The 23803-nt window shown below is 71.8% G+C and carries 22 protein-coding genes; 12 read left to right on the top strand and 10 right to left on the bottom strand.

From position 1 onward, the window contains the following. From HD597_RS41580 to HD597_RS41570, 3 genes are all read left to right on the top strand, one after another. Entirely contained in the window at positions 1-705 is a 705-nt protein-coding gene (locus HD597_RS41580) for an alpha/beta hydrolase (protein WP_253750361.1), read from the top strand. A 222-nt stretch (positions 706-927) separates the two neighbouring features. Further along, complete coding sequence (locus HD597_RS41575; protein ID WP_253750358.1) at positions 928-4137, top strand: LamG-like jellyroll fold domain-containing protein; 3210 nt, start codon at positions 928-930, stop codon at positions 4135-4137. 118 nt (positions 4138-4255) lie between these two features. Beyond that, the gene (locus HD597_RS41570; protein ID WP_253750355.1) at positions 4256-5014 is read left to right on the top strand and encodes an SDR family NAD(P)-dependent oxidoreductase; all 759 of its coding nucleotides are present in this window, start codon (positions 4256-4258) and stop codon (positions 5012-5014) included. On the opposite strand, the gene HD597_RS41565 is transcribed toward HD597_RS41570, so the two are convergent. Further along, entirely contained in the window at positions 5015-5497 is a 483-nt protein-coding gene (locus HD597_RS41565; protein ID WP_253750352.1) for a CAP domain-containing protein, read from the bottom strand. 219 nt (positions 5498-5716) lie between these two features. Here HD597_RS41565 and HD597_RS41560 point away from each other — a divergent pair, with 219 nt between their 5' ends. Further along, a complete protein-coding gene (locus HD597_RS41560; RefSeq protein ID WP_253750349.1) occupies positions 5717-6460 on the top strand; it encodes an alpha/beta fold hydrolase in 744 nt (247 codons plus the stop codon). Between the two features lie 29 nt (positions 6461-6489). Here the strand turns inward: HD597_RS41560 and HD597_RS41555 are convergent, their stop codons facing one another. From HD597_RS41555 to mce, 3 genes are all read right to left on the bottom strand, one after another. Beyond that, the gene (locus HD597_RS41555) at positions 6490-7626 is read right to left on the bottom strand and encodes an AI-2E family transporter (protein WP_253750347.1); all 1137 of its coding nucleotides are present in this window, start codon (positions 7624-7626) and stop codon (positions 6490-6492) included. A gap of 137 nt (positions 7627-7763) precedes the next feature. Beyond that, positions 7764-9056, bottom strand: coding sequence for a DivIVA domain-containing protein (locus tag HD597_RS41550; protein ID WP_253750344.1), 1293 nt, complete (start codon positions 9054-9056; stop codon positions 7764-7766). A gap of 201 nt (positions 9057-9257) precedes the next feature. Next, the gene (mce, locus tag HD597_RS41545) at positions 9258-9683 is read right to left on the bottom strand and encodes a methylmalonyl-CoA epimerase (RefSeq protein ID WP_253750342.1); all 426 of its coding nucleotides are present in this window, start codon (positions 9681-9683) and stop codon (positions 9258-9260) included. A gap of 86 nt (positions 9684-9769) precedes the next feature. On the opposite strand from mce, the gene HD597_RS41540 reads away from it, so the two are divergent. Continuing rightward, positions 9770-10957: an acetyl-CoA C-acetyltransferase gene (locus HD597_RS41540; RefSeq protein WP_253750339.1), complete on the top strand. Its 1188-nt coding sequence runs from the start codon at positions 9770-9772 to the stop codon at positions 10955-10957. A gap of 24 nt (positions 10958-10981) precedes the next feature. Here the strand turns inward: HD597_RS41540 and HD597_RS41535 are convergent, their stop codons facing one another. Then, a complete protein-coding gene (locus HD597_RS41535) occupies positions 10982-11380 on the bottom strand; it encodes a nitroreductase family deazaflavin-dependent oxidoreductase (protein WP_253750336.1) in 399 nt (132 codons plus the stop codon). Positions 11381-11475: 95 nt separating this feature from the next. Here HD597_RS41535 and HD597_RS41530 point away from each other — a divergent pair, with 95 nt between their 5' ends. The 3 genes from HD597_RS41530 to HD597_RS41520 all read left to right on the top strand — a co-directional run bounded on the left by HD597_RS41530 (position 11476) and on the right by HD597_RS41520 (position 15022). Further along, entirely contained in the window at positions 11476-12129 is a 654-nt protein-coding gene (locus tag HD597_RS41530) for a TetR/AcrR family transcriptional regulator (protein ID WP_253750333.1), read from the top strand. A 217-nt stretch (positions 12130-12346) separates the two neighbouring features. After that, the gene (locus tag HD597_RS41525; protein WP_253750330.1) at positions 12347-13768 is read left to right on the top strand and encodes a PI-PLC domain-containing protein; all 1422 of its coding nucleotides are present in this window, start codon (positions 12347-12349) and stop codon (positions 13766-13768) included. A gap of 165 nt (positions 13769-13933) precedes the next feature. After that, positions 13934-15022: a terpene synthase family protein gene (locus tag HD597_RS41520; RefSeq protein ID WP_253750327.1), complete on the top strand. Its 1089-nt coding sequence runs from the start codon at positions 13934-13936 to the stop codon at positions 15020-15022. Between the two features lie 179 nt (positions 15023-15201). Here HD597_RS41520 and HD597_RS41515 read toward each other — a convergent pair whose 3' ends face one another. From HD597_RS41515 to HD597_RS41505, 3 genes are all read right to left on the bottom strand, one after another. Continuing rightward, positions 15202-15354 carry a hypothetical protein gene (locus HD597_RS41515; RefSeq protein ID WP_253750325.1) on the bottom strand — a complete coding sequence of 51 codons (153 nt, stop codon included), beginning with the start codon at positions 15352-15354 and terminating at the stop codon, positions 15202-15204. Positions 15355-15508: 154 nt separating this feature from the next. Then, on the bottom strand, positions 15509-16180 hold the full coding sequence (locus tag HD597_RS41510; protein WP_253750322.1) for a DUF4230 domain-containing protein: 672 nt from the start codon (positions 16178-16180) through the stop codon (positions 15509-15511). A 28-nt stretch (positions 16181-16208) separates the two neighbouring features. Then, a complete protein-coding gene (locus HD597_RS41505; protein ID WP_253750319.1) occupies positions 16209-17849 on the bottom strand; it encodes a hypothetical protein in 1641 nt (546 codons plus the stop codon). Positions 17850-18078: 229 nt separating this feature from the next. On the opposite strand from HD597_RS41505, the gene HD597_RS41500 reads away from it, so the two are divergent. The 4 genes from HD597_RS41500 to HD597_RS41475 all read left to right on the top strand — a co-directional run bounded on the left by HD597_RS41500 (position 18079) and on the right by HD597_RS41475 (position 21681). Continuing rightward, the gene (locus HD597_RS41500; RefSeq protein ID WP_253750317.1) at positions 18079-18630 is read left to right on the top strand and encodes a MarR family winged helix-turn-helix transcriptional regulator; all 552 of its coding nucleotides are present in this window, start codon (positions 18079-18081) and stop codon (positions 18628-18630) included. After that, complete coding sequence (locus HD597_RS65130) at positions 18614-19555, top strand: tetratricopeptide repeat protein (protein ID WP_276083152.1); 942 nt, start codon at positions 18614-18616, stop codon at positions 19553-19555. The genes HD597_RS41500 and HD597_RS65130 overlap by 17 nt, the downstream gene beginning before the upstream one ends. Positions 19556-19564: 9 nt before the next feature. Beyond that, positions 19565-20194, top strand: a complete 630-nt coding sequence (locus HD597_RS41480) for a cytidylate kinase-like family protein (RefSeq protein WP_253750314.1) — start codon at positions 19565-19567, stop codon at positions 20192-20194. Between the two features lie 77 nt (positions 20195-20271). Then, positions 20272-21681: an NAD-dependent malic enzyme gene (locus tag HD597_RS41475; protein WP_253750311.1), complete on the top strand. Its 1410-nt coding sequence runs from the start codon at positions 20272-20274 to the stop codon at positions 21679-21681. Here HD597_RS41475 and HD597_RS41470 read toward each other — a convergent pair. Beyond that, complete coding sequence (locus tag HD597_RS41470; RefSeq protein WP_253750307.1) at positions 21678-22172, bottom strand: hypothetical protein; 495 nt, start codon at positions 22170-22172, stop codon at positions 21678-21680. The two genes, HD597_RS41475 and HD597_RS41470, sit on opposite strands and share 4 nt — an antisense overlap. 79 nt (positions 22173-22251) lie before the next feature. Further along, on the bottom strand, positions 22252-23802 hold the full coding sequence (locus HD597_RS41465; protein WP_253750304.1) for a glycerol-3-phosphate dehydrogenase/oxidase: 1551 nt from the start codon (positions 23800-23802) through the stop codon (positions 22252-22254). Position 23803 lies beyond the last annotated feature (1 nt).

Raw genomic sequence — 23803 nt, 5'->3', positions numbered from 1 at the left:
GTGGAGATTCGCGCGGCGACCGTGCTGCCCGCCCGGCGGGAGCCGATCGAGCTGCACACGGCCGACGGCCTGACCCTGGTCGGCGAGCTGGCCCAGCCCCTCGACCGGCCGCCGGTGGCGACGCTGGTCACCCTGCACCCGCTGCCCACCCACGGCGGGTTCATGGACAGCCACGTCTACAAGAAGGCCGCCAACCGGCTGCCCGCGCTCGCCGACCTGGCCGTGCTGCGCTTCAACACCCGCGGCACCTCCTCCGAGCGCGGCACCTCCCAGGGCGCGTTCGACGGCGGCGAGGGCGAGCGGTACGACGTGGCCGCGGCGCTGGAGTACGCCGAGTACCACGACCTGCCGCGCGTGTGGGTGGTCGGCTGGTCGTTCGGCACCGAGCTGACGCTGAAGTGGGCGCACGACCCGCTGGTGGAGGGCGCGATCCTGCTCTCGCCGCCGCTGCACAGGGCCACCGACGCCGACCTCGACGCCTGGGCGGCGTTCGGCCGGCCGCTGACGGCGCTGGTGCCGGAGTTCGACGACTACCTGAGGCCGGAGGAGGCCCGCGCCCGGTTCGCCAGGATCCCGCAGGCCGAGGTGATCGGGGTGGACGGGGCCAAGCACCTGTGGGTGGGGGAGCCGTACGTGCGGATCGTGCTGGACGAGATCGTCAGGCGGGTCAATCCGGCCGCCTCGCCGCTCCCGACGGAGGTCTGACGAAATCCTCGCGCCCATGGTGCGGTCATGAAGAAATATTTGAGCATAATGACCAGAACTATGGACCCCGCGGACGGGCCGGAGTGAGAATCCGATCGTCAACAGAAGATCGTGGAGACGCCGGGCGGCCTCTCGCCCCGGGCGTAATCCCTGCTCGGCATGGGCGAGGCACGTATGCGGGTAGTGCATGGACTGGTCGCGGCGGCGTTATCTATCACGGCATTGACGGCCCCCCAACCGGTGGCCGCGCAGGACGAACCCGAGCGGCCCGCGGCCGCTCGGCCAGCGCAGGAGCGGGCCGCGGTGGCCGCGGCGCGCACCGCGGGCAAGCCGGTCGAGGTGGAGTCGATGCGCAGCGAGACGCGCACGGTCTTCGCCCAGCCCGACGGCACGATGACCATGGAGCTGAACGTCCGGCCCGTCCGGGTGCGCAAGGAAGGCCGCTGGGTGCCTGTGGACACCACGCTGCGCCTGCGCCCCGACGGCACGGTCGAGCCGGTCGCCGCCGCGGTCGACCTGGCCTTCTCCGGCGGCGGCAGCGCCCCGCTGGCCCGCCTGTCGCGCGGCGCCAAGACGATGGAGCTGGGCTGGACCGGCGCGCTGCCCAAGCCCACGCTGAGCGGTGACACCGCCACGTATCCCGAGGTCATGCCGGGCGTGGACCTCCAGGTCACCGCCGACGTGGACGGCTTCTCACACCTGCTGGTGGTCAAGTCGCGGGCCGCCGCCGCGGGGCTGACCGAGCTGACCTACCCCCTCACCGCCGACGGCCTGACGCTGGCGGCCGACCGGGCGGGCAACCTGGAGGCCACCGACGAGAACGAGGGCACGATCTTCATCGCGCCTACCCCGAAGATGTGGGACTCCCGGGGGATCACCAGCCCGAAGGCGCTGAAGGAGGGCCGCTCGCCCGAGGCCCGCGAGGCCACGATGGGCGTGGAGCTGAAGGGCAGGAACCTGCGGCTCAAGCCCGACCTGCGGATGTTGTCCGACACGAAGACGAAGTTCCCCGTCTACCTGGACCCGTACTTCTCGGCCGCGCGCGGCTCGTGGACGGCCGTCTGGAGCAACTGGCCCAACTCCAACTACCTCAACTCCAGCGACGTCGCGCGGGTGGGCCACGTCGAGTCGCAGAAGAACCGCTCCTTCTTCAACATGGCCACGGGCTCGACCATCCACGGCAAGCAGATCATCAAGGCGACGCTGCGCACGTACGAGACGTGGGCGTACTCGTGCAGCGCCCGCAAGGTGGAGGCGTGGGGCACCGGGGCCGTCAGCAAGAGCACCACGTGGAACAACCAGCCGTCGTGGAGCAGGCTGCTCGCCACGGTGAACATCGCCAAGGGCTGGAGCTCGAGCTGCGCGCCCGGCGGCGTGGAGTTCGACGTCACCTCGTGGATCGCCGACGCCGCCGCCAAGAAGTGGACGCAGGCGACCATCGGCCTTCGGGCCACCAGCGAGACCGACGTCTACGCGTGGAAGAAGTTCAAGAACAACCCGAGCCTGGTCATCGAGTACAACTCGCTGCCGGCCGACCCGGTCGCCGCCGACGTGTGGTCGGACCCGGGCGGCCCCTGCGTCTCCGGTGACGGCCGCCCGGTCATCGCCACCGCCGCGCCCAAGCTGTGGGCCAAGCTCAAGGACTCCGACAACTCGGTCAAGGGCCGCTTCGAGTGGTACAACGCCGCCGGCGTGAAGACCGGCGAGTACGTCACCCCGCTCGGCTCCACCGGCACCGCGTTCTCCGCCACGATCCCGCAGACCCTGTACGCCGACGGCGCGCTGATCCGCTGGCGCGTCAGGGGCGAGGACGGCAAGGCCACCAGCGCGTGGAGCCCCTGGTGCGAGGCCACCGTGGACGCCACCGCCCCCGGCAGGGAGCCCGAGGTCTCCTCGCCCGAGTACGTCGAGAACGGCTGGAGCGACGGCGTCGGCCTGCCCGGCACGTTCTCCTTCGGCCCGAACGGCGTCGCCGACGTGGCCTCCTACGTCTGGGGCCTGGACTCCACGCCCACGACCGTGGTCGCCCCGGGCGCGGACGGCAGGGCCACGATCGCGGTGACCCCGCGCCACGACGGCCCGAACGTGCTGGCCGTGCGCAGCAAGGACCGCGCGGGCCAGCTCGGCCCCATCCGCACCTACGTCTTCAACGTCAACGCGGGCGGCGGCCCCAGCGGCCACTGGACGATGGACGACGGCCAGGGCGCCACGGCCGCCGACGCCACGGGAGCGCACCCGGCCACGCTCAGCGGGGCCACGTGGACCACGGGCAAGACCGGCACCGCGCTCAGGCTGGCCAACTCCTACGCCCAGACCGCGGCCCCCGTCATCGACACCGGCCGCAACTTCACCGTCACCGCCTGGGCCCGCCTGACCGGCAACGCGGCCTCCGCCACCGCCGTCACCCAGGAAGGCGGCAGGACGGGCGCGTTCGCCCTGCAGTACGCCAAGACCAACGACCGCTGGGCGCTGACCATGGCCGGCTCGGACACCGACGGCGCGCCCGCCGTGCGTGCCCTGTCGTCCGCCGCCCCGCGGCTGAACGAGTGGACCCACCTGGCCGGCGTCTACGACTCGGCGGCGCGCCAGATCTCGCTCTACGTCAACGGCCGGCTGGAGGGCACGGCCGCCGTCACCACCCCATGGAACGCCACGGGCCCCCTGACGATCGGCCGAGGGAAGGTCGGCGGGGCGGCTTCGGAGCACTGGCCCGGAGACGTCGACGAGGTGCGCGCCTACGGCCGCGCGATGTTCGCCGACGAGGTCGCCGATCTGGTCAACAGCGCTGCCACGCTGGTGGGCCACTGGACGCTGGACGAGGAGTCCGGCACGTCGGCGGCCGACTCCTCGGGCCGGGCGACCGCCGCGACGCTGTCCGGAGCCGCCTCGTGGACATCGGGCTGGCTGGACGGGGCGCTCGCGCTCGACGGCGTGAGCGGCTACGCCCAGACGAGCGCCCCCGCCGTCAACACCAGGACCGGCTTCACCGTGGCCGCCTGGACCCAGCTCGACTACCTGCCGGTCAAGGACACCGCGGCCGTGGCGCAGCCGGGGAGCCGGGCCGCCGGGTTCCAGCTCGGCTTCGACAAGGAGCAGGGGCGGTGGACGCTCGGCATGGCCGCCGCCGACACCGACACCGCGGCCCTCGTACGGACCCGCTCCGACGCCATCCCGAACCCGCTGGAGTGGACGCACGTCGCCGGCGTGTACGACCCGCTGGCCGGTGAGCTGCGCGTCTACGTCAACGGCCGCCTGTCCACCACCACCGTCACCGATCACCTGAGCACCTGGAACGCCACCGGCCCGCTGCAACTGGGCCGGACCAAGGCTGCGGGCGTCTTCACCGGCCACTGGCCGGGGACCGTCGACGACGTCCGCACCTACGACGGCGTCCTGAGCGCCGAGCAGATCGCCCAGCTCGCCGCCCAGTAGGTCGCACGGGCTTCGGCAGGAGTCACCGGCGCGGGACCTTCACGGTCTCGCGCCGGTGGCGCTTTGCGGGGAGATGTCCATAGAATCTTGTTCGGTTTTCCGGCATGGAGGAGGCGGCGTGGGCGCGTTCGATCTCGCGGGCAAGCAGGCCCTGATCACCGGGGCGTCGAAGGGGATCGGGCGGGCCATCGCGCTCGCGTACGCCGAGGCGGGGGCCGACGTGGCGCTCGTCTCGCGCTCCGCCGACACGCTGGCCGAGGTGGGCAAGGAGATCGAGGCGCTGGGGCGGCGCGCGGTCGTCGTCCCCGCCGACCTCACCGACCGCGGGGCCGCCGCCTCCGCCGTCGCCGCCGCGATCGACGGGCTGGGGCACCTCGACATCGTCGTCAACAACGCCGGTGGGTCGAACTTCCTGGTCGAGTTCAAGGACCTGCGGCTGTCCGGGTGGGACAAGCTGATGCGGCTCAACCTCGACTCCGCCGTGGCCGTCTGCCACGCCGCCGCCCCGCACCTGCTCGGCCGGGGCGACGGGGTCGTCATCAACGTGGCCTCCGTGGCCGCGCTCGGCGCGCCCCTGCTCGCCCCCTACGCCGCCGCCAAGGCCGGGCTGGTGGCGCTGACCAAGACGCTGGCCGTGGAGTGGGCGGGCTCCGGCGTGCGGGTCAACGCCCTGTGCCCCGGGTGGACGGCCACCGACCTCAACCGCAACCTGTGGGAGGACGAGGCGTCGAGCGCCGCTACGGTGGCGGGCGTGCCGATGCGGCGGTGGGGGACCGCGGAGGAGATGGCGCAGCCGGCCGTGTTCCTGGCCGGCGCGGCGTCGGCGTACATGACCGGGCAGGTGCTGTTCATCGACGGGGGCGCGACCGCTATCTGATCACTGCGGCAGCACGTTCTCCTCGAACTCGCCGTCCACGTTGCCCGCGGGCTCGAAGACGAAGACGATCACCGTCTCGTGATGGGCCCGGCCCTGACCGGCCACCCGGGCGGCGCCCATGGCCTTGCTGGCCTTCCAGACGAGCTGGCTGAAGTGGCAGGCGCGCGGATCGTTCCAGTCGTAGGCCATGCTCTGGGCGTACCAGCCGGCCACCGCTTCGGCGGCCTCGCACAGGTGCTCGCCCTCCCTCCGGTACGCGACCTCGCCGGTGCCCGCCCGCACCGGCCCGTAGCCGATGCGCCGGGACATCTCGGCCGCCCTGGTCTTGGCGTACTCGACCAGCAAGGGGTCCATGACGAGAGGCGGGACGTGGTGGCGCTCGCGGTGGGCGTTCGTCTCGCGCAGCGCCTGGAGGAGGAAGTCGGCGTTGGTGGCGTCGGGAAGTGCGGGACGGATGCCCGCCCTGCCTCTGGGACCTGTCATGCCTTGTCACCTCGGAATGCACGTCGCTGTGCCTGGATTGTGCGCGTGAATTATTCGTCGGGCAATGTCAGATTTATGGCGAACATTGGCTGAGTGTGGCTTTTGTCGGTGTAGTCGGGAGCGATCGGCATCGGCCATTGAGTGATTGTCGCCGTGAACCGGGCTACCGTGTGATCCGTGCAGCTCTACACGAGATCTGCCGGGACCGGGGTCCCGGTTGTGCTGCTTCACGCGTTCCCCCTGTCGTCGGCCATGTGGCTGGCCCAGCGGGAAGGGCTGGCCAGGGTCTGCCGGGTCATCACCCCTGACCTGCGCGGCTTCGGCGGGTCGCGGCTGGGCGAGGATGAGCCCTCGGTGGACCTGATGGCCGACGACGTCGCCAGGCTGCTCGACGAGGAGGGCATCGACAGGGCGGTCGTCGGCGGGCTGTCGATGGGCGGCTACGTGACCATGGCGTTCTGCCGCCGGCACCCCGACCGGGTGCTCGGGGTGATCCTGGCCGACACCAAGGCCGGTGCGGACCCGCCCGCGGCGCGCGACAACAGGGAGCGCATCGCGCAGGCCGTGGTGTCCGGCGGCAGCGAGGTGCTGGTCACCGAGGTGCTGCCGGCGCTCATCGGGCGGACCACCCGGGAGCGCCGGGCCATGGTGTTCGGCCGGGTCAAGGGGCTGGTGCAGTCGGCGCCGCCCGGCGCCGTGGCCTGGGCCCAGCGCGCCATGGCCGCCAGGCCCGACTCCTTCGAGACGCTGAGCGGGCTCAAGGTGCCGCTGCTGATCATCGTGGGGGAGGAGGACGAGCTGTCGCCGCCCTCCGACGCCGAGGCGATGGCGCAGGCCGTGCCCGAGGGCAAGGTGGAGATCATCCCGAAGGCGGGGCACCTCAGCGCGGTCGAGCAGCCGGAGGCGTTCAACACGGCCGTGATCCGGTTCCTCAAGGCGGAGCTCGGAGGGGCCGCGACCTGACGCCGGCGGGCCGCATCAGGTCGCGAGGATCACGCCTGGTCCTGGTGCGGCAGCACCAGCTCGCGGATGATCAGCGCGATCGCCGCGGCCACCGGGATGGCCAGCAGGGCGCCGACGATGCCGAGCAGCGCGCCGCCGAACAGCGCGGCGATCACCGTCACCGCCGGCGTCACGTTCACCGAGTGCTTCATCACCCTGGGGTAGATGAGGTAGTTCTCCACCTGCTGGTAGGCCACGAAGAAGATGGCGCACGCGATCCCGGCGGGCCAGGAGTCGAGCAGCGCGACCGCGGTGACCAGCACCGCGCCGATCGTCGCGCCCACCAGCGGGATCAGGTCCGTCAGCGCCACGACCAGGGCGAGCGCGAGCGCGTACTGCACGCCCGCGATCGACAGGAAGATCCAGGTCACCACGCCCGCGATGACCGAGATGAGCACGTTGCCCGCCACGTACCCGCCGATGCCGCGCAGGATCTCCTCCGTGATCGCGCGCGTCCGCGTCCTGCGCGAGGACGGCACCAGCTTGAGCAGGTAGTCCTTGATCGTGTGCAGCGAGCCGAGGAAGTACAGCATGAGCACCAGCAGCGTCACCGTGGTGAACACGCCGTTCAGCACCACCAGCCCCGCGCCCATGATGCCGGTGGCCAGCGACGGCCCCAGCGTGCCCGTCACGAACGTCCTGAGCTGCGGGAGGATCTGGTAGTCCTGGTCGAGCTGGCGCAGCGTGGGATGGTTGCTCAGTTCCGTGATGTAACCGGGCACCGCGTCGATGAACTCGGTGAGCTGCTTGCTGACCGGCGGCACGATCGCCAGCCCGAACAGCACGAACGCCACGATGACCCCGGCGAACACGATGGAGATCGCGCCCCGCCTGGCCAGGCCGCGCCGGTGGAGGGCCTCCACGGCCGGGTTCAGGCCGACGGCCAGGAACATCGCCACGACGATCAGGATGATCGTGCTCAACGAGGCCACGATCATCTGGGCCAGCGCGATCGCCGTCAGCACACCGAGGCCGCCGACCAGACCGAAGAGGAACGGGCCGCGGGAGAGCGGCTTGCCGGGCAGCCCGTACGACTCGGGGCCGGTCTCGTCCGGTGCCTTCGGCGCCTGGGGGCGGTCTTCTTCCTGCTTGGTCGCCGGCTCGACGTCTGCGGACAAGGGGGACACTCCAGGGGGATCGGCAACACAGCATGACGGACCCGTACCACTTCGTACACGCCCGACGGCAAAGAGAGAGCCTAGCGACCATTCGGCCGCCAGGCTCTCCCCAGCCGTCGTTCAGCCCCGTGTCGTGATCGCCGGCCTTACTCCTGCCACCACTCCGCGTCGTCGTCGGCCTTCTTGACCTCCACCTTGGGCGCGGGGGTCGTGGCCGGCGCCATCGGCTCGGCCGCGGGCGCGGCGAGCGCGGGCTTCGGCGGGGCCGCGGTGACCGCGGGCTCGGGCTCCATGCCCGGCAGCGCGGCGCCGCCGAGGAGCTGGCGGAGCTGGGCCAGGTGGCTGGTGATGCTGTCACGCTGGCGGGTGAGCTCGTCGACCTGGCGCTGCATCGCCGAACGGGTGCGCTCGGCGTCGTTCTTCGCCTCGGTGACGATCGTGTCGGCGCTGCTCTTGGCGTCGGCCACGATGGTCTCGGAGCTCTTGCGGGCGTTGGCGACGAGCTGCTTGGCGTGCAGGTCGGCCTCGCGGCGGGTCTGCTCGGCCTGCTGCGTGGCCTTCGTGGCCCGCGACTCGGCGGTGGCGGCGCGCTGCTCGGCCTCGGCGACCAGCTTCTGCGTGGCGGCCTGGGCGGTGGCGTGGCGCTCGGCCTCCTGGCGCTCGGCCTCCTCGCGGCGGGAGGCGAGCTGGATCTCGAACTCCGCCTCGTCCTGCGCCCGCTTGGCCTCCGACTCCTCCAGCACCCGCTGCGCCTGCGCGCGCATCTCGTCGGCCTGCCGCTTGGCGGTGGTCAGCACCTCGTCACGCTCGCGCTTGGTGGAGGCCCGCAGCTGGGCCACCTCGCGCTCGGTGGTGGTGCGCAGCTTGGCGATCTCCCGCTCGGCGTCGGCCCGCTTCTCCGCCACCTCGTGGTCGGCGGTGGCGCGCAGCTTGGCGGCCTCCCGCTCGGTGGTGTTGGTCAGCTCGTCGGCCTCGCGGCGCGCGGTCGAGCGGATGTCCTCGGCCTCCCGCTCGGCGGTCGTCCGCATCTCGTCGCTCTCGCGCGTGGCCTGGGCGCGCTTCTCGGCGGCCTCGGCCTCGGCGGCGGCGCGCACGTCGGCGGCCTCGACCTTGGCGGCGGCCTTGATCTCGTTGGCCTCGGACCTGGCGGCCTGGACGAGCTCGGTCGCCTGCTCCTCGGCCAGCCGGAGCAGCTGCTCGATGCGGGCGCCCAGGCCGGAGTAGGTGGGGCGCTCCTGCTCCTGGAGCTGGCGCTGGGAGTCGGACAGGTCGCGCTGGAGGCTGGCAACCTGCTCGCGGGCCTGGCGTAGCTCCCCGTCGAGCTGCTTGAGGTGATCGTGGACCTGGTGCCGGTCGTAACCCCGGAGCACCACGTCGAACTCGCGTGCGGGGGCGTCCTCGAAGAAGTTGTTGAGCTGGGCGTCGATGTCGGACTGCATGGAGGCTCGATCCTGGGTTGTCGAGACGGCTACACGGGCCGGACGGGGGGTTCGGGGCATCCGTACCAGGAGCCTGTGCCTCTCGGCAGGCCCCATGTCCGGTGGAAGGTCAAGCGTACTCCGCTGGTGCCACCTGCGAAGCCCCGTCCATCTTTATGCGTGACTAGTTACATATGAACGTTTTTTACGTTTTGTGGGGGTTTACTGTCGCTTGGCCGCTTGGACCAGCTCCGTCAGCATCCCGCCCACATCTTTCGGGTGCAGGAACGCGATCTGCGAGCCCATCGACCCGTGGCGGGGACGCTCGTCCAGCAGCCTCACACCCTTCTCGCCGATCGTGGCCATGGCCTCCTCGACGTCCGGAACCCCGAACGCCACGTGATGGACGCCTTCGCCCCGCTTAGCGAGGAATTTTCCCACAGGAGAGTCGTCGGAGAGAGGCTCCAGGAGCTGAATGTAGGAGCCCCCGCCTTCGCCGTCGGCGATGTGCAGCATCGCCTCCTTCACGCCCTGCTCCTCGTTGACCTCCCTGGCCACGACCGTGAGGTCGAACGTGCGGGAGAAGAGCTCGATCTTCTCCTCCAGGTCACGACAGGCGATCCCGATGTGGTCGATCCGCATGAACATGTGTGGCCTACCTCCATGGCGAGCGACGTCGTACTCGTGGGTATCGTGTCAAAAGACCGGACGCGCGAGCACAGGAGGCCGTTGTCATGTCCAGTTCCGTCATCGTCGCCGGAGCTCGCACCCCCATCGGAAAGCTCCTCGGCTCCCTCTCCGGCCTGCCGGCCGTCGAGCTCGGCGGCATCGCGATCAAGGCCGCCCTGCAGCGCGCCGGGGTCGCGCCCGAGGCCGTCGAGTACGTCATCATGGGCCAGGTGCTCCAGGCCGGCGCCGGGCAGATCCCCTCCCGCCAGGCCGCCGTCAAGGCCGGCATCCCCATGACCGTCCCCTCGATCACCATCAACAAGGTGTGCCTGTCGGGCCTCGACGCCATCGCCCTGGCCGACCAGCTCATCAGGGCCGGCGAGTTCGAGATCGTGGTGGCCGGCGGCATGGAGTCCATGACCAACGCCCCCCACCTGCTGCCCGGCCTGCGCAAGGGCGTCAAGTACGGCGGCTCGCAGGTCGTCGACTCGATGGCGCACGACGGCCTGTTCTGCGCCTTCGACCAGTGCGCGATGGGCGAGTCGACCGAGCGCTACAACAGCCGCCTCGGCATCGGCCGCGAGGAGCAGGACGCCGTGTCGGCCCGCTCCCACCAGCTCGCCGCCGCCGCCGTCAAGAACGGCGTCTTCGAGGACGAGATCGTCCCCGTGGAGATCCCGCAGCGCCGCGGCGAGCCGCTGATCGTCAAGGAGGACGAGGGGGTGCGCGGCGACACCACGGCCGAGACCCTCGCCAAGCTGCGCCCCGCCTTCGCCGCCGACGGCACCATCACGGCCGGCTCGGCCTCCCAGATCTCCGACGGCGCCTGCGCGGTGGTCGTCATGTCCAGGGCGAAGGCCGAGGAGCTGGGCCTGCCCTGGCTGGCGGAGATCGGCCGCCACGGCAACGTCGCCGGCCCCGACGCGTCCCTGCAGTCGCAGCCGGCCAACGCCATCAAGCACGCGATGTCCAAGCAGGGCGTCACGGCGGCCGACCTGGACCTGGTGGAGATCAACGAGGCGTTCGCCAGCGTGGTGCTGCAGTCGGCCAAGGAGCTGGGCGTGCCCCTGGACAAGGTCAACGTCAACGGAGGCGGCATCGCTCTGGGGCACCCGATCGGGGCGTCAGGGGCCAGGATCGTGCTGACGCTGGCGTACGAGCTGAAGCGGCGGGGCGGCGGGCTGGGCGCCGCGGGCCTGTGCGGAGGCGGCGGCCAGGGCGACGCCCTGCTCATCACCGTCCCCAAGTCCTGACGCGCGTCGCGCCGGCGCCTTCGATCAAGGCGCCGGCGCGGTACGCCCCTGGCCGGCGGCCAGGTCCATGCGGAGGAACTCGGTGATCCGCAGCACCTTCGGCGGCCGGGTCACCTCCTGCGGCAGAGCCCGGAAGGCCTCGTCCCTTCCGACGACCCGCGGAGAGGTCAGCTCCACCTCCTTCCCGTCGACGCTGAGCCGCGCGCTCTCCGCCGCGAGCACGTTGCGCACCCAGTCCGACCGCGACCCGTACACCAGCACGAACAGATAGCCGCCCGCGACGGGATGCGCGTCGAGAGGCGTGTGGTAGGTCGCGCCGGAGACGCGCCCGACATGGATCAGCACCGGCGACTTCCCGCGGGCGAGCGTGAGGGGGTTGAACACCCGCTTGTTCACGTGCCCCCACCACAACGGCATCGGCATCGCGATCTCCTTTTCTTACGCCCGTAAGGTGGCTTACGTCTGTAAGGCTGGCTTACGCTCGTAAGGCTGTCAACCCTTCGATGCCCGGAGCCGTCGTGTCGCCATCACCGCAGCCACTCAGCAGAGCTCTCGTGCTGGAGGCGGCGATCCGGGTCGCCGACCGTGGCGGAGCGGAGGCGATCACCATGCGCCGCGTGGCGACGGAGCTCGGCGTGGAGGCGATGTCGCTCTACCACCACGTGCCGAACAAGGACGCGATCCTCGACGGCGTGGTCGACATGGTGTTCGCGGCGATCGAGCTGCCCGGCGCCGATCACGCCGACTGGCGGGAGGCGATCCGGGCGCGTGCCTGCTCCGCGCGGGCGGTCCTGTCGCAGCACAGCTGGGCCCTCGGCCTCATGGACTCCCGCCGCAACCCGGGGCCCGCGACGCTGCGCCACCACGACGCCGTCCTCGGCGTCCTGCGCAGGGCCGGGTTCACGCTGGCGATGGCCGCGCACGCGGTCTCGATCATCGACAGCTACATCAACGGGTTCGTCATCCAGGAGGCGAACCTGCCGGTGATGACGCCGCACGACGTGGAGGAGGTGGCCGGCAACATCCTGGAGCACCTGCCGGCCGACGAGCTGCCGTACCTCGCCGAGATCATCGTCGACCACGCCATGCGGCCCGGCTACGACTACGCCGCCGAGTTCGGCTACGGCCTGGACCTGATCCTGGACGCGCTGGAAGCCCGGCGCGGCCTGTGAACGCCGTCTCTCGTTGCTCGTCTGGTCGCGACCGGCCTGGTAGACGCGCCCCTGGCCGGACGCCTCGGCGCGCATGCGTACGTCGGCCGCGCCGTCGCCGGTGGAGCTGACGCCGGACCGCCACCCCCGGCGGCCACGGGCCCGGGCTCGTCGTCCGCCGGGGCCGGACGGCTGCGACCGCCTTGTCGGCGCGGGCCCCCGAGACGAAGATCAGGGAGTGCCTCACATCGCAGCCATCCCCGCAGCGCTCACCCTCGCCGCATCCACCCTGCTGACCAGCGCGAACATCGACACGACCGCGGACGTCCCGTTACCCTCGGCGGTCTTCCGCGCCACCCACAACAGCTACTCCGGCAACCTCGGCGGCGCCCGCGACTCGATCGCCCACCAGCTCGACCACGGCATCCGCTTCATCGAGCTCGACATCCACGACAACGGCTACGCCACCTCCCGCGACTACGCCGTCGGCCACGACTCCCCGGGCAACCAGGTCGACCACGCAGGAAACCCCGCCTCGAACCTCCTGCGCGACTGGCTCGGCGTCATCGACACCTGGTCCGCGCAGCATCCGGCCGCCGCGCCGATCGTCGTCGCCCTCGACGTCAAGGACGACCTTACGGACAACACCTCGTACGCCGCCGGCAACCTGGCCGCGCTCAACCAGCAGCTCACCTCCGTCTTCGGCGCGCGGCTGTACCGGGCCGAGGAGTACCCGGCGAGCCCGCCGACGGTGGACGAGCTGCGCGGGCGCGTCCTCGCGGTGATCTCCGGCGACGGGGGGACGCGCAGCGCGTACCGGCGCGACCTCGGCCACAACCCGGCCGTCGCGATCAACGGCCGCGGCCAGGTGGTGGAGGTGCACGACTCCGGTTCAGGCGACCTGTGGTACTGGACCGGCGTGTACGGCGCCGACGGCCGCGTCACCTGGCTGCGCCACGGCAGGTACGACAGCGGCGTCACCCCCGCCGTCGCGCTGAACGACAACGGCGACCTGGTCGAGGTCCACCAGTCGCAGAGCGCGACCACGCTGTGGTACCGCGTCGGCCGGCTCGGCGCCGACGGCGAGATCACCTGGTCGGCCAGCCGCAAGTACGACGACGGCGTCCTGCCCACGATCAGGTTCACCGACCCGTCCGGCACGCGGCTGCGCGAGATCCACCGCAGCCAGGGCTCCAGCCAGAACTGGGAGTGGGCCGGCGTGCTCGACGCGGGCGCCATGTCGGTCGCGTGGGGCGGCAACGCCAGGACCTCCGACGCCCGCCACGACAAGGCCACCTCGGTCAGCGGCACGTCCCGCGTACGCGTGTGGACCGGCGCCGACGGCCCCACGCCCGCGCAGACGCTGCGCGTCGACACCGACAGGCGCACCGGCGACCGCGTCCGCTACCCGCAGATCGCCTTCGGCGAGTTCCAGCAGGGGGACGGCGCGGAGCTCCAGGAGGGGGCGCTGTTCCACGCGGCGCCGGCGGGCCAGTCCTCGTTCATCACGGCGGCTCTGAGGGCGGGCAAGCTCGCCCGTGGCTGGGGCTTCGACTCGGCGGGCGACGCCACCGACCCGCCGGCCACCTATCCGGCGACCGACCGGCCGTACGACGGCTGGTACCGGGATCTGCTGACGCGGGCCGGCGCCGTGGAGTAGTCACATCAATGATCCGTCACGGACAGTATTCATTGATTACTCTATGTGTTCATACTGGAGTCTCAACGACCAGACAAGCCACAACAGGAGCGCCGGTTCCATCAGCCTCGTCCCCCGGCAGAGGTCGTCCGTTCTCGTCGGGAGCACCAGCGGAGGATCGCCCCCATGCCCCCTGATGATCCGTTCGTCCTCCCCGCCCCGTACCAGCCCGATCCGGCCCGCCTGAGCCCGCACGCCGACGCCGCGCACACCCACTCCACGACCTGGGCCAGGACGATGGGCCTGCTCGACTTCGTGGACGGGCGAGGCGCGCGGGTCTGGGGCGAGGCGCGGTTCGCGTCCATGGCGATCCCGCTGCTGGCGGCGTACGGTCATCCGGACGCCGCCCCGGCGGAGCTGCGGCTGGCCTCCGACTGGTACGTCTGGGCGTGCTGGTTCGGCGACCACTTCACCCAGGTGTTCGCGCGGCCGGGGGCCCACCGGCAGGCGAAGGCGTACCTGCACCGGCTGCGCCGCTTCACCCCGCCGGGCTCCCCGCGCACGCCGCGGCCGGTGAACCCGGCCGAGAGCGGGCTCGCCGACCTGTGGCCCCGCACGTTCGCCGGGTCGTCGCCGGAGTGGCGGCGCAGGTTCGCCGACGGCACGCAGGCGCTCATGCGGGGCTGCCTGAGCGAGCTGGAGGACGCCGGGGACGCCCGCGTCCCCGGGCCCGTCGAACGCGTCGGCCTGCGCCGCACCTCGGGCGCCGCCCTGTGGGTGGCGGATCTCGTCGAGCGGGTCGCCGGTGCGGAGGTGCCCGGGAAGGTCGCGGGCACGCGGCCGATCGAGGTGTTGCGCGACACGTTCTCCGACGGGGTGCACCTGCTCAACGACCTGTATTCGGGCCGGCAGCAGAGCGGGCACGACAACGGGGTGGTGGTGCTGCGGCGGTCCCTGGGCTGCGGGGCGCAGGAGGCCGCCGACCGGGTGAACGACCTGCGGACGTCCCGGTTGCGGCAGTTCGAGAGCACGGTGCTGGCGGATCTGCCGCCGCTGGTGGAGGAGTGCGGGCTGGACGCGGAGGAACGGGGCAGGATCGCCCGGTACGTCCAGGGGCTGCGGGACTGGCAGGCCGGCGCGTGCGCCTGGCACCAGCGCTCCGGCCGCTACCATGGCCCCGTCTCCCGGGCGGTCCGGCAGGCGGAGGCGCCGGCGGGGCGCGCCAGCGCGGCGCCCGCGCCCAGCGACCAGGGCATGCAGCGGCAGCCGCTCTGATCCGCCCGCGCTCGTCGCCCGGACAGCGCGAAGCCCCGGTCCGACCAGGAACGGACCGGGGCCTCGTGGCGTCGTGCCACCGGCTCGACCAGGAATGCGGGCCGGGGCGCCGTAGCCCCCCTAAGGGGGCGTTTCAGCCCGGCCGCGAGGGAGGGTGCGGCCGGGCTGCTTGTGGGCGGTCACGAGACGAGGAACCGGGCGAAGACCGAGCGGTGACGGCGCTCGGCCGGCCGGCTCTTGCTCGCCTCGCGTACGCGCCGCTGCTCGGCGGCGGCCTGGCGCAGCTCGGCCGCGTGATGCTGCATCACGGTGTATTCGAGTTCGGCGTTCATCCGACGTGCTCCCTTGTCTTGTTCCCTGCACTCTCAAGGTTCGTCCTAAGGCCCCTGCCGGCGCATCGGGCGTATGCCTTATCTCTCGGCACGGGCGCAGACAGGGAGGTACTTAGGCGGGTGCAAGGGATGCCTAAGGCGCAGGTGAGGATGCTTAGGGCTCGTCGGTGAACTTGACCGTGACCTTGGTGAAGCCGAGCGATTTGAGCATGCCCGACAGCATGGCCTTGGTGTTGGCGTCGGCCCTGGCCCGCAGGTCACTGGCCACGGCGGCCTCCGTGATCTTCTTCTCGGCCAGGAGGTAGAGCTCCCGCTGGTCGGTGGGGGAGCCCGACAGGAAGTCGCTCACCCGGTCGAACAGGCCGCGCTGGTGGGCGAAGACGTAGGAGCGGCTGTTGTCCAGGTTCGGCTTCTCGAGCTGGGCGCGCGGCAGGCGCACGGTCGCCTGCGTGCGGTCCTGCGAGACGCTCACGCCGTTCGCCGCCAGGCCGGAGAAGTCCACGTACGCGTCCACCCCGCCCGCGCCCACGAACAGCGTGCGGGTGCCCTTGATCGCGTCGGGCAGGAAGTTGGCGTCCTTCTCCAGGTCCACCACCACCTGGAAGTTCCCCGTCGCCGCCTCGAACCGGCTCAGGTCCTTGATGGACTGCAGCAGCACCGGCTGGCTGCGGTCGATGCTCTGCTCGCCCATCGGGTCGAGCCAGGACCAGGCCAGCCGGCCGCCCACGACGAGCAGGACCGCCAGCACCAGGAAGCCCGCCAGATATCGCCACCGGCGGCGCCGCCCGGGGGTCACCGCGGGCGACGCCGTTTGGGAAGTCGTCATGCGAGCATGACTACCCGTCAGGCGATCATCAGTGCCAGCCCTTTGGTGACATCTTCGCTCCCCAGCCGTGGCCGTTTCCTTGCGGGCCGTGCCCCGGGTGCTCGGAGGAGGCGGGGAGCTGCTCGGACGTCCCCGTGGCGTCGGGGGCCTGGGCCTGCGCGGCGTCCTGAGGCTCCTCCTGCGCCGGCGCCTGCTCCGGCGGGGTCTCCCCGGCCTGTGCGGGGGTGACCTCCTGCGGCCCGGGATCGAGCACCGGCCAGCTCACCCCCGACGTGTCGGGAGTCCACCGCTCGGCCGGGGCCTGCCGGGTCTGTGCCGGCGTGGAGCCCGCCCCCGGCAGGGAGCTCGCCGACGTCGTGCCGGCGGGGCCCGGATACACCGGGTAGACGTGGCTCGACTCGGGGGTGGGCCGCACCTGCGGCGCCACCTGCGCCTGCGAGGGGCCGCCGCCGAAGTGCGTGCTCGACAGCCGGCAGCCCTGGAAGTCGCTGTAGAACATGCGCAGCCACTCCCTGCGCTGGTGCTCGCTCCACGAGGAGAACGACGTCGTCGCGTAGTGGTGCTCCGGCAGCGGCGTGCCGGGCAGCGGCTCGCCGCGCAGCCAGGCCACCACGATCTGCCGGTAACCCTCCGTGACCGCGCTCTGGCACCTGGGGGCCAGCGCCTCGATGTACTCGTGCGCCGCCTCCTCGGCGAACCCCGCCGACAGGTCGGGCACGTGCACGGGCGCCAGCCCGTTCGACGGCTTCAGCGGGTCGTCCAGCGGGCGCTGCTCCACCCGCGTGAACGCGGCGGGGGTCCCGGCGAGCCGCGAGGCGATCTGCGTGAACGCCGCACCCAGCTCGGTCAGCCCCGCCCGCATCCCCGGGTGCACGCACACGGTGATCGGCCACTCCTGGCAGGCGTAGGCGATGTCCACGGCCGCGGCCGGCTTCGGCTGGGCCAGCACCCGTGAGACGCCCATCCCCGCGGCCAGCACCGCCAGCAGCGCGCACGCCAGCACCAGGGCCTGCCTGGTGACCAGGGCCGCCCAGCCGAGCAGCAGCGCCGCCGTGATGCCCAGCAGCCAGATCGTCTGGTCGAAGAACGGCGCTCCGTTCAGCCCCTGGAACAGGTCGTACGGCTCGCCGGTCCCCGGCGCCAGCTTGTCGGCCCAGCCGCGGTCGTCGGCCAGCCACGAGAACAGCCCGTAGCAGGCCAGCCCGGCCAGCGGCGGGGTGAACGGCCGCGGCAGCACCCAGCCGGCCACCCACCCGATCACCGAGTACAGCGCCAGCCCCGCCATGCCCATCGCCAGCCCGGTCAGGCTCAGCCGGCCCGCCTGGTCGGTGAGCACCGTCTTGACCGCCAGCACCAGCACCGTGGCTCCGAACGAGCCCACCACCACCATCACGATCGCCAGCGGCGCCTTGAGCGCGCGCCAGGTCGTGAGCGAGCGCCCGCGCAGCGCCCGGCGCTTGCGCAGGGCCACCCAGGCGGCGAAGGCCGCCGCCACCGGCCCGGTCAGCCGGAGCGATCCGATGACCGCGGCCACGATGTTCTCCCACGCGTCCACGCCTGGAATCAGGACGTTCCACGCCGCGAACAGGCCGACAGCCAGCAGCACGGCAACCGTGACGGCCGCGCTGTGCTTCAGCTCCTCTCGTGAAACGCCCGCGTGCTCACGCACCCTTTTCCCCGTTGAAGTTCATCAAGCGCACCCCCCGTGCCCTCGGTGATGCGGAACACGCGCGGTCCCGGCCGTCCCCACGGCCGCTGGACTTGGCATCCGCGTCACCATACGTAGGAGAACCATAACTGAGCGTGATGATTGATGTCCGGATTCTTGGTCAAGCGAAGAAGCCTGTCGCAGAGAGTGACCAGACGAACCGGGACGAGAGGCGCGCTACCGTAGCGCTGTGTCGCAGCCGAAGCCGCTCAACCTGCCGTTCGACCCGATCGACCGCGCCGCGGAGAGCTGGCGCGCTCACTTCGGGCCCTCCGCCGCCATGGCGGCCGTTACCTCGATCATGAGAGCGCATCAGATCCTGCTGTCGCAACTTGACTCGCTCCTGAAGCCATACGACTTGACCTTCGCGAGGTACGAGGGATTGGTCCTGCTGACCTTCAGCAAGACCGGCGCGCTGCCACTGTCCAAGATCGGCGAACGTCTCATGGTTCATCCCACCAGCGTGACGAACACGGTGGACAGGCTGGAGAAGTCCGGGTTCGTCCGCCGGCTGCCCAATCCGCGCGACGGACGCGGGGTGCTGGCCGAGATCACCGAGGCGGGCCGCGACGTCGTACGGCGGGCCACCGCCGATCTGATGGGGGCCGAGTTCGGCCTGACGATGTACGCCGAGGACGAACTCCACCAGATGTTCGACCAGTTGCGCACCCTCAGGGTGGCGGCGGGTGACTTCCCGGCCTCGTCCATGCGGCAAGATGAAGGGCATGGCGGACTTCTCTAGACCCGGGTCCCTCTACGGAGCGGTGGACCTGGGCGCGCGCAAGCAGGCTCTGGAGGCGCAGGCCCGGCGGGAGGCGGCAGGTCCCCAGGCGGCCTCGTCGGCCTCCGTCGTCGACGTGACCGAGGAGACGTTCACGACCGATGTCATCGACCGGTCGATGACCGTGCCGGTGGTCCTCGACCTCTGGTCGCCCCGGGCGCCGGGCAGCGCCCAGCTCAGCCCGGTGCTGGAGAAGGTCGTCGGCGACCTCGGCGGCAGGGTCGTCCTGGCCAAGGTCAACGTCGACGCCAGCCCGCAGATCGCGCAGGCGCTGCGCGTGCAGGCGGTGCCGACCGTGCTGGCGATCTTCCAGGGGCAGGCCGTCACCGGCTTCCAGCAGGTGCTGCCCGAGCAGGAGGTGCGCCGCTGGCTCGACGAGCTGATGGGCGCGGTCGAGCAGTTCTACCAGGCCAACCCGGGCGCCCGGCCGCCCGATGACGAGCAGGACGGGCAGGAGGCGCCCGCGGGCCCGCCGGCCGACCCCGACCTGGTGGCGGCCGAGCAGGCCATCGACCAGGGCGACTTCGACGCGGCGATCGCGGCCTACCAGCGGTTGCTGGCCCGCGCCCCGGGCAACGAGGACGCCAAGATGGGCCTCGCGGGGGTCAACCTGATCAAGCGGACGGCCGAGGCCGACCCCGCCGACGTGCAGCGGCGCATGCAGGACCCGTCCGACATAGACGCGCAGCTGCTCGCCGCCGACCTGGAGATGCTCTCCGGCGCCGTGGACGAGGCGTTCGAGCGGGTCATCGCCGTGGTCAAGCGCACCTCGGGTGACGATCGCGACCGGGCCAGGCGGCATCTGCTCAGCCTGTTCGAGGCATTGCCCGCAGAAGACCCATCTTTGGCGAAAGCGCGCAGGGCGTTGGCCAGCGCTCTGTTCTAACCTGGAGATATGCGGGTCGTCACTATATCGGCGACATACGGCACGGCCGGCAGCCAGATTGGCCCGGCCGTCGCCGAGCGGCTCGGCGTGCCCTTCGTCGACCGGGCCATCCCCAGCGCCGTGGCGCAGGAGCTGGGCTGCACGCTGGAGGAGGCGCTGGCCCACGACGACCGCGCCGAGCACGGCCTGGCCCGGCTGTTCTCGGGCGCCGTGCGGCTGCCGACGGTCACGTTCGGCGGCGTGGACATGTACGTCCCCGGGGTGATGCCGCTCGCGCCCGAGGAGTTCGTCCGGCGCACGGAGCGCATGCTGACGGAGATGGCCCGCAACCAGGGCGGCGTCTTCCTGGGCAGGGCCGGCGCGGTGGTGCTGGCCGACCATCCGGGCGCGCTGCACGTCAGGCTCGACGCCCCGCTCCGGCGCCGCGTGCGGCAGACGGCCACGCTGGGCGAGCTCAGCGAGCGCGAGGCCCGCCGGATCATCGAGGACAACGACCGGGCCCGCAACGCCTACGTGCGGCACTTCTATCGTGCCGATCCCGGCGATCCCTGCCGATATCACCTGGTTCTCGACAGCACGACGATCCCGGTGCCGGCGTGCGTCGAGATGATCGTTCTGGCGGCCGAGGCGCTCGATTGACCGAGCGTCGAGTCAGGCCACAGTCAACAGCCCCTAACATGGATGCATTCTTGGTCAGTCCCGAAGGAGCGATTGACGTGGCGACCGTCCCGAGTGTGTCGTACTCCATCACCGTGCGTCTCGAGGTGCCGGCCGGCGGCAAGGCCGTCAGCCAGCTCACCCACGCCGTAGAGTCGGCCGGGGGCGTCGTGACCGCCCTCGACGTCACCAACGCGGGGCACGAGAAGCTCCGTATCGACGTCACCTGCGCGGCCCGGGACACCGACCACGCCCAGGCCATCGTCGACCAGCTCGAGGCCGTCGAGGGCGTCGTCATCCACAAGGTGTCCGACCGCACGTTCCTCATGCATCTCGGCGGCAAGATCGAGATGAAGTCCAAGGTGCCGCTGCGCAACCGCGACGAGCTGTCGATGGCGTACACGCCGGGCGTGGCGCGCGTGTCGATGGCGATCGCCCGCAACAAGGAGGACGCGCGGCGCCTGACCATCAAGCGCAACACCGTGGCCGTGGTCACCGACGGCTCGGCCGTCCTGGGGCTGGGCAACATCGGCCCCGAGGCGGCGCTGCCGGTCATGGAGGGCAAGGCGGCGCTGTTCAAACGCTTCGCCGGCATCGACGCGTGGCCGATCTGCCTCGACACGCAGGACGTCGACGAGATCGTCCGCACCGTGCAGGTGATCGCGCCCGGCTTCGGCGGCATCAACCTGGAGGACATCGGCGCCCCGCGCTGCTTCGAGGTGGAGCGGCGGCTGCGCGAGCTGCTCGACATCCCGGTCTTCCACGACGACCAGCACGGCACCGCCATCTGCGTGCTGGCCGCGCTCACCAACGCGCTGCGCGTGGTGAACAAGAACATCGAGACCGTCAAGATCACCATGGCGGGCGCGGGCGCGGCGGGCAACGCCGTGCTGCGGCTGCTGCTGGCCGCCGGCGCCCGCAACGTCGTCGTCTGCGACTACCTCGGCGCCGTGCACAAGGGCCGCGACGACCTCGACGAGTCGCTGCGCTGGATCGCCGACCACACCAACGCCGAGGGCTACTCCGGCGACCTGCGCGGCGCCGTCAAGGGCGCCGACGTGTTCGTGGGCGTCTCCGCGCCGGGCATCCTGACCAGCGACGACATCGCCGCGATGGCCACGGACGCGGTGGTGTTCGCGCTGGCCAACCCGGAGCCCGAGGTGTCGCCCGACGACGCCCGCGAGCACGCCGCCGTCGTCGCCACGGGCCGCTCCGACTACCCCAACCAGATCAACAACGTGCTGGCCTTCCCCGGCGTGTTCCGGGGGCTGCTCGACGCGCAGGCGAGCGGGGTGACGCAGGAGATGCTGCTGGCCGCCGCGAACGCCCTGGCGGCCGTGGTCACGCCCGAGGAGCTGGGCCCGAACTACATCATTCCCAGCGTGTTCCACCCGGATGTCGCCACCGCCGTCGCCGCGGCGGTGCGTGAGTCCGCGGGCGGCCGGGCGCGGGGCTTCACCGAGGCCTAATGGTGCGCCGGCGTGGTGATCGCGGGCATCAGGCGGTAGCTCTCCTGGAAGACCAGGTTGTGCGCGTCGCCGGCCGCGATCACCCGTAGCGTGTCGAGCTGGCCGGCCGCGTCCGACTCGTCGAAGACGTTCAGCGGCCAGTCGCCGACCGTGTTGCCGCGCAGGTGCGGGTGATGGAAGTCGCAGCCGAAGTGGGCCACCACGGCGATCGGCTGGACGCCGCACTCGCGCTGCTGCGGCCACGTCAGCGACCACATGGCGTTCAGGCCGCCCTCGCGTGAGCGGGTGACCCCGCTGGCCACCACCTCCCCGGTGCCGAGCAGCAGGTCGGCGTTGGCCTCGTCGAGCGCCCGGCGCGCCACGGGGTCGAGGAGCTCGACGGCCCTGGTGAACACGCGTTCTTTGTCCTCCCGCGTGACGGCGTGGCCGTGGTCGCCGTCGCGCAGGTCCGTGAAGTGCCTGAGCAGGGCTTCGTTGATGGGAGTGCGCATGCCCACCCCCTGCCCAGGCTGAGCGCCTGACCACCTCCTGGCGCGACTCAGGCCGGCAGGGCCGCGATCCTGGCGCGGGTCAGGCCAGCAGGGCCGCGATCCTGGTGCGCACGTCCTGCGTGTCGAGGCCGCGTACGGTGAGCGTGGTGCGGCGGCGTACGACGTCGTCCACCGTGGCCGCCCACTCGTGGTCGCGGGCGTAGACCGCCTGGGCCCAGATGTCCGGCCCGTCCGGGTGGATGCGCTCGCCGAGCGCCGGGTCCTCCCTGATGAGCCGGGCCAGCTCGAACGCGATCGACCCGTAGTGCGTGGCCAGGTGCCTGGCCACCAGGGGGTCCATGCGGGTGCCAGGGTCGCGGTCGGTCCACAGCCGCATGGCGACGGCGTCGGGGCTGGCCAGGCCGGGCAGCGGCACCGCCGGCAGGATGTCGGCCAGATCGTCGCCGAGGGGCCGCCCCGGCAGGTGGGCGAGGATGTCGAGCACGTGCTTGCCGATGTGCCGGTAGGTCGTCCACTTCCCGCCGGCCACCGACAACATGCCGCCCGAGCCGCGGGACAGCACCGTCTCGCGCTTGGCCGCCGTCACCTGCCCCGGGCCGCCGGGCAGCACGCGCAGGCCGGCGAAGGCGTAGGTGATGTCCCCGCGCCTGAGCTGCTCGTCGCGCACGGAGTGGCCCGCCTCGTCGAGGATCTGCGCGATGTCGGCGTCCGTCGGGCTCACGGCGCCGGGATCGCCCTCGTACGGCTCGTCCGTGGTGCCCAGCAGCAGGTGGTCCTCCCACGGGATCGCGAACGACACCCGGTACTTGTCGATCGGCGTGGTCAGCGCCGCCTTCCACGGCTCGTGCCGGCGCAGCACCAGGTGGGCGCCCTTGGACAGCCGGATGCTGGGCGCGGCGTCCGGGTCCTCCATGCGGCGCAGGTGGTCCACCCAGGGGCCGGTGGCGTTCAGCACGAGCCTGGCGGACACGCCGAACTCCGCGCCGTCGAGCCGGTCGCGCAGCTCGGCGCCCGTCACGCTGCCGGACGACTTGCGCAGCCCGACGACCTCGGCGTGGTTGAGCACCGTGGCGCCCGCGTCCACCGCGGCCCGCACGGTCATGACCGCGACGCGGCTGTCGTTCATCTGGTGGTCGCCGTAGACGGCGGCGGCCCGCAGGCCCTCCGTACGCAGCGCGGGCACCTTGGCCAGCGCCTGGTGCGGCGTGATCACCTTGCCCATGCCGTCGCCGAACACCGACAGCGCCGAGTACAGGAACACGCCCGCGCCCAGCTTGGCGGCCCCGTGCGGCCCGCCCTTGTAGATCGGGACCAGGAACGTCAGCGGCTTGACCAGGTGCGGCGCGATGTCGGCGGCCAGGGCCCGCCGCTCGCGATGGTTCTCCGCCACCAGCTTGACGTTGCCGGTCTGCAGGTAACGCAGGCCGCCGTGGACGAGCTTGGAGGAGGCGCTGGAGGTGGCTCCGGCGAAGTCGCCGGCGTCCACCATCGCCACCCGCAGGCCCGCCTGGGCGGCCATCCAGGTCACCGACGTGCCGAGGATGCCGCCCCCGATCACGAGCAGGTCGTAGGCGGTGGCGGACAGCTCCTGCCGGACCTCCGCCCGGTCGGTGCCGATCGCGGTCGTCATC

Source organism: Nonomuraea thailandensis, assembly GCF_024172165.1.
Classification (GTDB): domain Bacteria; phylum Actinomycetota; class Actinomycetes; order Streptosporangiales; family Streptosporangiaceae; genus Nonomuraea; species Nonomuraea thailandensis.
Note: the sequence above shows the minus strand (reverse complement) of the source record. Positions and strands in the feature narration are given on the sequence as shown.